The organism is Shewanella saliphila, assembly GCF_014648295.1.
In the GTDB taxonomy this organism is placed as follows: domain Bacteria; phylum Pseudomonadota; class Gammaproteobacteria; order Enterobacterales; family Shewanellaceae; genus Shewanella; species Shewanella saliphila.
The window spans coordinates 49,298-57,955 of the sequence record NZ_BMQV01000028.1 but is presented as its reverse complement, the minus strand read 5'-3'; the positions used below and the strand labels follow the sequence as shown (position 1 = coordinate 57,955).

The following is an 8,658-nucleotide window of genomic DNA, read 5'->3' as shown; positions in this document are numbered from 1 at the left end:
GAGATTAGCAGCATCTATTTTAAATTCTGTTGAGTAAGTTGGTTGAGATTTCATTACTTTATACACCGTATTATATTCAGGAGGAGTTTACCTCATATCGGTGTACAGATTCATTAAGCCACAATACACTACTCCGTCGTTCCGGCAATGCTTTTAAGCCGGAATCCAGGTGTTGATTTTACGCTTTTACTCAAGGTCAACAGAAACACCTGGATCCTCAATAAAAGCACTCGAGGATGACGAGCGAAGAGGTAAAGCATTAGAGCAACGCTAGGCCAGCTTCGTTATTTCACTAATGCTCACTACTCCGTCGTTCCGGCAATGCTGTTAAGCCGGAATCTAGGTGTTGATTTTTTGCTTTTACTCAAGGTCAACAGAAACACCTAGATCGTCCCGGTAACGCTTATAAATCCGGGATCTAAGATCTCAGGGATGACGTGCGGTGGGGCAACACCTGGATCCTCAATAAAAGCTCTCGAGGATGACGGCATAGAGCAGTATCAAACACCGTCCACTACTCCGTCGTTCCGGCAATGCTGTTTAGCCGGAATCCAGGTGTTGATTTTACGCTTTTACATAAGGTCACAAGAAACACCTGGATCCTCGATAAAAGCACTCGAGGATGACGGCAAAAAAGTAAAGCATTAGAGCAACGCTAGGCCAGCTTCGTCATTTCACTAATGCTCACTACTCCGTTGTTCCGGCAATCCTGTTAAGCAGGAATCCAGGTGTTTAGTTTGTCATTCCGGTAACGTTTTTTAAAGCCGGAATCCAGGTGTTAGCTTTTAGGGTTTTAGGTCCTAGGTCCTAGGGCCTAGGTTCTAGGAACTCGCAAACTCGTCAGAGAGCGGACTTCGTCCTTCTAGAATCTAAGAAACACCCGGATCCCTGATACAAGCACTCGAGGATGACGGCATAGAGCAGTATCAAACACCGTCCACTACTCCGTCGTTCCGGCAATGCTGTTTAGCCGGAATCCAGGTGTTGATTTTACGCATTTAAGCAAGGTCAACAGAAACACCTGGATCGTCCCGGTAACGCTTATAAATCCGGGATCTAAGATCTCAGGGATGACGGGCTGTGGAATAACACCTAGCACCTAGAACCTAGCCCCTAATCCCTCGAGTCTTTAAGCGAAGCGTTTAGGCATGACGTTTTTTCTCGTCCCTTTGGTGGCTTTGGTATAAGATACTGCGCATAAAATGCGATGTGTAGTCGTTAAATTCGCTGACAAATAAGATACCCGATGAAAATAATTGCTGATGAAAACATGCCGTATGTTGATGCCTTGTTTGGCGATCTCGGTGAGATAGAATATGTTAATGGCCGTAACCTAACCGCTGAACAGGTGAGTGATGCAGATGTGCTGTTAGTACGCTCGGTAACTAAGGTCAACGCGGCATTGCTCAATAATGCACAAAAGCTTAAATTTGTGGGTAGTGCCACCATTGGTACAGACCATGTTGCTGTAGATTACCTCGCTGAACGAAAAATCCATTTTACTAATGCGCCAGGGTGCAATGCCACTGCGGTGGGTGAGTATGCATTTATCGCAATGCTAGAGTTAGCTCAACGTTTTGGTGACACCTTGCAAGGCAAAGTGGTGGGGATTGTTGGGGCAGGTAATACGGGCACTGCCGCAGCTAAATGTTTAGAGGCTTATGGCCTAAAGGTATTGCTGTGCGACCCAGTTAAAGCAGAGCAAGGCGATAACAGAGAATTTGTGTCACTGGACAGCTTAATCGCTCAGGCGGATATTATTAGTTTACATGTGCCAATTACTAAAGTTGGTGAGCATAAAACCTGGTATTTATTTGATGAGGCACGTTTAAATCAACTAAGACCCAATACCTGGTTGTTAAATTGCTGCCGTGGTGAAGTGATAGATAACCGGGCGTTAATTGCCTTTAAACAACAACGCGACGATGTAAAACTGGTGCTCGATGTATGGGAAGGTGAACCAAACCCTATGGCGGAGTTAGTTGCTTTAGCTGAGTTTGCGACCCCGCATATTGCAGGTTACAGCCTAGAAGGCAAAGCTCGTGGTACTTTTATGCTGTATCAAAAGCTGTGTGAAGTATTAGGCCTGGAGGCGAATAAATCGTTAGCCAGCTTGCTGCCGCCATTTCAATTTAGCCAGGTTTATCGTCAAAATGAATTGAGTGAAGGGCAGTTATTAACCTTGTCGCGCCTGGTATATGACTTACGTGATGATGATAGAAAGTTTAGAGGCTGTTTTGCTACGGCAGCAGGCTTTGATCAAATGCGTAAAAACCATACTTATCGTCGTGAGTACAGTGCCATTGCACTAAAGAGTGAAACATTGGTGGCTCCAGCAGATCATTCGATGTTACGTATATTAGGTTTTAATTAATTATACTGTTTATTCGCAGCGATAAATGGGCAGGGTAATGATAAAAGTACGCTTTTTTGCCCAGTTGAGAAAAAATCACTTGAAAGCCGGCTTTTTTAATACATTAACCCTAGTAAAGCACAGCGAAACTAGGGTAGATTGATTGCTCAAACAGGATAATAGGAGTCGAGCGTTAATTATGTCTCAGGAATTTAATGTAGTCGTTTTAGGTGCATCGGGCGCAGTGGGTCAAACTATGATTGAGATCCTCGAGCAGCGTAATTTCCCGGTTGCTAAGTTGTTTCCATTAGCGAGCAGTCGCAGTGCTGGCGAAACGGTCAGTTTTCACGGTAAACAAGTAGAAATTCTTGACGTAGAAACGTTTGACTGGAGCCAAGCACAAATTGGTTTCTTCTCTGCTGGTGGCGATGTGTCTGCTAAATGGGCACCCATTGCTGGCGATGCGGGTTGTGTGGTTATCGACAACACTTCACATTATCGTTATGACATCGACGTGCCATTAGTGGTACCAGAAGTTAACCCAGAAGCGATTGCAGATTTTCGTAACCGCAACATCATTGCCAACCCAAACTGTTCAACCATTCAAATGTTGGTTGCTCTAAAGCCAATTTATGATGCGTTTGGTATTTCGCGCATTAACGTTGCGACATATCAATCAGTGTCGGGTACCGGTAAAAAAGCCATTGAAGAATTAGCGGGTCAATGCGCTAAATTACTCCAAGGTTTACCTGCTGAGCCGTCTGTTTATCCTAAACAAATTGCGTTTAACGTATTACCGCAAATTGATGTGTTTATGGAAAATGGCTACACCAAAGAAGAAATGAAAATGGTGTGGGAAACGCAAAAGATTTTTGGTGATGACGAAATCGTTGTTAACCCAACTGCGGTTCGTGTCCCTGTGTTTTATGGCCACTCTGAAGCGATTCATATTGAAACACTTCAACCTGTTGATGCAGAAGATGTTAAAGCAGTATTACGCAATGCCCCAGGTGTCGAGTTATTTGAAAGCGATGACGAATACCCAACTGCTGTGACTGAAGCTGCGGGCAATGACCCAGTGTATGTAGGTCGTATCCGTAAAGATATTTCTCACTCACATGGTATAAATTTATGGGTTACTGCCGATAACATTCGTAAGGGTGCGGCATTAAACAGTGTGCAAATCGCTGAAATTTTGATTAGAGATTACTATTAATTGAGCGTTGCTCACGGTTAATTCATTAATCAATAAGTGATTTAGTTTAAAAAGCCTGCAGCCAGCAGGCTTTTTTGTTTTACTTGCGCCAGTAGTAGCAGGGCTGGCGGAACTAGTTTATAGTCGTAAATGTATCATTTTTAACATCTATACTGCCTTTTTAAGTGCAAAAGTTAGCTTAAAACCGATGTGATTTGATATAGTGATGGCATATACCCAATCAACTTGAAGAGACGTGTTTCAGAGCATCTTTAGGTTGATTGGGTATAAATATTAATGATAAAAATTGCCTACAGCCTGTTGCCAAGATGGCAACTCAATTGCGCTTAAAGGGAAGGATTGGATGACTTTGCGTACTTCTTATATTCTGGGTTTAATTGCCTGTACGACCGTTGGTTTCACCAGTTTACAGTTGATTGATTCTGCACATGCTGAAACATTGAACATCACTGGTCCAAATGGCGAGGTTAAGCAGCAAGCTAAGCGTCAGTATGGTCCAACGACGTCTAGAGACACCTTTTGGAGTATTGCCCAAAAAGTCAGACCCAATGATCGCGTCAGTGTTTACCAGGTAATGGCGGCATTATTTGACGCCAACCCACACGCCTTTAGTGGTAATAATTACAACACGCTCGAGCGAGGGATGATTTTATTAATCCCGTCTGCTGATGTGATGGCTGCCATTCCAGACAGTAAAGCGCGTCGTCGCGCTGAACAAGATGACCGCCAAGTGAGTCGCCCAGCTCCAGTTACCCCACAGCCCGTTGTCACTAAACCTTCTCCCATTGTTGAAGTGGCTAAAAAGCCTAATGCAGATAAACCGCTACAAATTGTGCAAAAAACCCCCGCCGTTGAAGTGCAAACTCAAGCATTAAAACAAGCCAATGCTGCAGAAATTAACGATCTCAATAGCGTGCTAGACAAAGCTAATGCTAAAACCTTGATGCTCACTGACGAGCTTGCCCGCGCGCAAGACGAATTAATGGTCAGTAACAATGACAATCAAGTGCTTAAAAATAAAATTGAGCAGATGTCGTTAAATATTTCATCGCTTGAAGAAGATTTACAACTGCTAAGCGAAAAACATGACAAATTAAGACGCGAATACGAAAAACTATTACAACAAGTTGATAATAAAGAACCTGTAGTAGAACAACCCGCAGATTTTTGGCGCAGTTTAACAGACAACACCATGATGCTGATTATAGCAGCGTCGGTGCCTCTTTTATTAATATTTGGATTGATTTTTTGGTTATTAACTCGCCGTAAAAAGGCTGCTCAACAAACTGAAAATGAAGCTCAATCAGACGAACAAACTGAAACGGTAGCAAAACAAGCCAATACAGAGACAGAGTTAAACGATGATAACGCTGATGATGTGGTTATTCATTTAGACTCTGATGACGACGAGTCTATAGACGACTTATTAGATTTAGACAGTGTTGATTTACAACCTGAAGCCTCAATGGCGGACGACAGTGAAATGGACATGGCGTCTGAAATGTTCGTGGGTGAAGACACCGAGGATGATGAAGGTTCGTCGTTAGATGACTTATGGGCCGAAGCCATGGAAGAGCAAGACTCTGAACTGGAGCCGCTCGATGACGATGATGACTTAGACAGCCTATTAGCCGGACTAGATGACTTACCCGCCTCAACTGTTTCGTCTGCTGCCCCAGAAGATGATTTGGACAGCTTATTAGCTGATCTTGATGATGGCAGTACAAATAATAATGACGAATTAGATGATTCTGCAGAAAACGACATTGACTCGCTGTTAGCTGAATTTGATATGCCGCCAGAAACCGCAGAGCCTACAGTAGATGAGCAACCTGAGGCTGTTGATGAGTCACTATCAAATGATGACGATATCGACTCGCTGTTAGCCGAATTTGATATGCCGCCAGAAACCGAAGAGTCTGCGGTTGAAGAGCAACCTGAGGCTGTTGATGAGTCACTATCAAACGATGACGACATTGATTCCCTGTTAGCTGAATTTGATATGCCAGCAGAAACAGAAGAGCCTGCAGAAGATGAGCAACCTGAGGCTGTTGATGAGTCACTATCAAACGATGACGACATTGACTCGCTGTTAGCTGAATTTGATATGCCGCCAGAAACAGAAGAGCCTGCAGTAGATGATCAACCTGAGGCTGTTGATGAGTCACTATCAAACGATGACGACATTGACTCGCTATTAGCTGAATTTGATATGCCGCCAGAAACCGAAGAGCCTGCGGTTGAAGAGCAACCAGAAATCGTTGATGAGTCACTATCAAACGATGACGACATCGACTCGCTGTTAGCTGAATTTGATATGCCTGCAGAAGAGGCACAGTCTAGTGCAGAGGCAGATGAGACGGAATCGAGTGAAGACTTAAATGAAGAATCAGCAGAAGAATCTGATGATGATTCAAATGTTACAGCCGATGACGACATTGATTCGCTGTTAGCTGAATTTGATATGCCGGCAGAAACCGAGGCCGAGCCTCAAAGCGAAACCTCACTAGACGCTGACGACATGGCAGAGACATCTGATACGGATGAGCTACTGGCAGAACTTGAAATTGATGATAGCGATGCAGAAGCCAGTGATGAAGATATTGATGCTTTACTCGCAGGGTTAGCCACAAATCCAGATGATGAAGCCGAAGAAACACTGAACAGTGAAACCGTTAACGATGAAGATGATATCGCAGCACTCATTGCGGCAGAGCTGCAAGATGAAGATGATATTGAAGATACTACAGAGGCAGATGATCAAGACATTGATGCCTTATTGGCAGGATTAAACGAGCCGGTTATTGAATCGAGCGTAGCCGATATCAGCGCTGCTGAAGAGACTCTCTTAAATGCGGATGATGAAGATTTAACTGAGCAAATTGTCGCTGAATTAGCCGATGAGTCTGAGGAAACTGAAACACTTGCTTCTGACAATGATGATATTGACGCCTTACTCGCAGGCTTTGAACAAGACGATGACGAAGATGATATTGCTGCGCAAATTACCGCAGAGTTAGATGATAGCGACGATGATGTGACAATATCTGCCGATGTGGCAAATAGCAGTGATGACGATATAGATGCACTTCTTGCCAGTTTAGATGAACCTGAAATCGTGCCATCATTAAACCTTGATGAGCAAAACGATGACTTACAAACCACTGATACAAATCAAGTAGATGATTCAAGTGACGTTGACGACCAGGATTTATTTAACGAGCTTGATGAATACTTAAACGATTTAGACAACTCGCGTAGTCAAGCTGACGCTGATGCACAACCTGAAGATGAGCATGACAAAAACTTTTTTGCCCCAGGTTTAGATGCCTTATTGGCAGAAAGCAGTGAGACTGAGTCAGCTGATGAAACCGATACTAAAACTGATGATACTGGTGTCAGTGATGAGATCGAATCATCAGATGATGAACTTGAATTTAGTCTAGAAGATGAAGATCTAGATGCGCCTTTAGTGGAAGACATCAGTGACGAAGATGCAGAAGATGAGCTTAATGCATTACTGGCTTCAATGGGTGATGACGATGTCAGCCTGTCGTTAGATGATGATGCACAAGAAACTGATGGTTCTACTCAAAACACTGGGGCGAAAGCCAATAGGGACTCTGGTTTCTTTAATGATTTAAAAGCCAATAAATCTAAACCTGCAATGCTTGATTGGGAAAGTGACTTACTTAAGGCTGCAGAAACTGCCGTGGATGAGCAAGAGCCGCAACCTACTGTCAGTGATGATGATTTATTAGCGGCGTTTTCACAGTCGTTAACAGAAGATGACAGCGATAACTATACTTCTGAAGATGATTATCTTCTCAATGATGACAACCTCACGGTCGACGAAGCACTTGCCGCGTTAGACGAAAATGAACGCAGTAAGTCAGCTCAATATAGTGTTAGCGATGACGACTTAATGAGTTTTGAGCGTGAAAACGGCTATATCGATATTGATAAACTGCTCAATGATGCCGATGAAGACATTGATAAAACGGATCAGTATAAAGACGTAGATGTTGATGTCGGTGAAGTTAACTCGTTAATTGGCAACGCGGATATGGTTGATGTCGATGACGAAGAAAACTCAGTTAATGCTAAATTAGATTTAGCCCGTGCCTACATCGAAATTGAAGATCAAGACAGCGCCAAAGCCTTGTTAAAAGAAGTGCAAATTGATGGTAATGATCGCCAAAAAGCAGAAGTGGCAAACTTACTTAAAGGTTTTCGTTAGCCATTAACGTGTTGAGGTTCAATTGATTAAACGGCGCAGATATCTGCGCCGTTTTTTTTAACCGCAAAAATAGCAACTTATGTCACCCCTGAGATCTTAGATCCCGGTTTTATAGAGTTACCGGGACGATATTGGTGTTGCTCTATGTTGTCATCCTCAAGTGCCTTAATTGAGGATCCAAGTGTTGTTCTATGCCGTCATCCTCGAGTGCTTTAATTGAGGATCCAGGTGTTTCTTTTAACCTTGTGCCAAAACGTAAAAGCCAACACCTGGATTCCGGCTTAACAGCATTGCCGGAACGACGGGGTAGTGGACGGTGTTTGATACTGCTCTATGCCGTCATCCTCGAGTGCTTTTATTGAGGAGCCAAGTGTTTCTCTATGCCGTCATCCCTGAGATCTGTTATCAGGGATCCAGGTGTTTCTTTTAACCTTGTGCCAAAACGTAAAAGCCAACACCTGGATTCCGGCTTAACAGCATTGCCGGAACGACGGGGTAGTGGACGGTGTTTGATACTGCTCTATGCCGTCATCCTCGAGTGCTTTAATTGAGGATCCAGGTGTTTCTTTTGATTTGGACTTTAGTTTTACGGCCTTCAAGCCTAAAAGCCAACACCCGGATTCCGGCTCTACAGCGTTGCCGGAACGACGGGGTAGTGAACGGTGTTCGATACTGCTCTTTGCCGTCATCCTCTAGTGCTTTTATTGAGGATCCAGGTGTTTCTCTATGCCATCATCGCTGGCTTAAATGCGAATCAATTCTTGCGGTAATCAAGAATATTCAGGTTAATTGAGAATAAGTTTGAAAGTAGGGGCTCTTATGTCATTGACTCGTCAATTCATTAGAGTC

3 protein-coding genes are annotated in these 8,658 nt (G+C 43.6%); all 3 read left to right on the top strand.

Features of this window, described 5'->3' with window-relative positions; translation table 11 throughout:
- The first annotated feature begins 1,246 nt into the window (after positions 1–1,246).
- The 3 genes from IEY48_RS13405 (at position 1,247) to IEY48_RS13395 (ending at position 7,809) form a co-directional block, all read left to right on the top strand.
- Positions 1,247–2,374 (top strand): 4-phosphoerythronate dehydrogenase, encoded by a 1,128-nt coding sequence (locus IEY48_RS13405; protein WP_188921120.1) that lies wholly within the window; start codon positions 1,247–1,249, stop codon positions 2,372–2,374.
- A 178-nt stretch (positions 2,375–2,552) separates the two neighbouring features.
- The gene (locus tag IEY48_RS13400; RefSeq protein ID WP_188921118.1) at positions 2,553–3,569 is read left to right on the top strand and encodes an aspartate-semialdehyde dehydrogenase; all 1,017 of its coding nucleotides are present in this window, start codon (positions 2,553–2,555) and stop codon (positions 3,567–3,569) included.
- 343 nt (positions 3,570–3,912) lie between these two features.
- Positions 3,913–7,809, top strand: coding sequence for a FimV/HubP family polar landmark protein (locus tag IEY48_RS13395; protein ID WP_188921116.1), 3,897 nt, complete (start codon positions 3,913–3,915; stop codon positions 7,807–7,809).
- Positions 7,810–8,658: the final 849 nt, after the last annotated feature.

Excerpts from the sequence above, each read along its gene's own strand:
- IEY48_RS13405 (WP_188921120.1), top strand. The coding sequence starts at position 1,247 with ATGAAAATAATTGCTGATGAAAACATGCCGTATGTTGATGCCTTGTTT.
- IEY48_RS13400 (WP_188921118.1), top strand. The coding sequence starts at position 2,553 with ATGTCTCAGGAATTTAATGTAGTCGTTTTAGGTGCATCGGGCGCAGTG.
- IEY48_RS13395 (WP_188921116.1), top strand. The coding sequence starts at position 3,913 with ATGACTTTGCGTACTTCTTATATTCTGGGTTTAATTGCCTGTACGACC.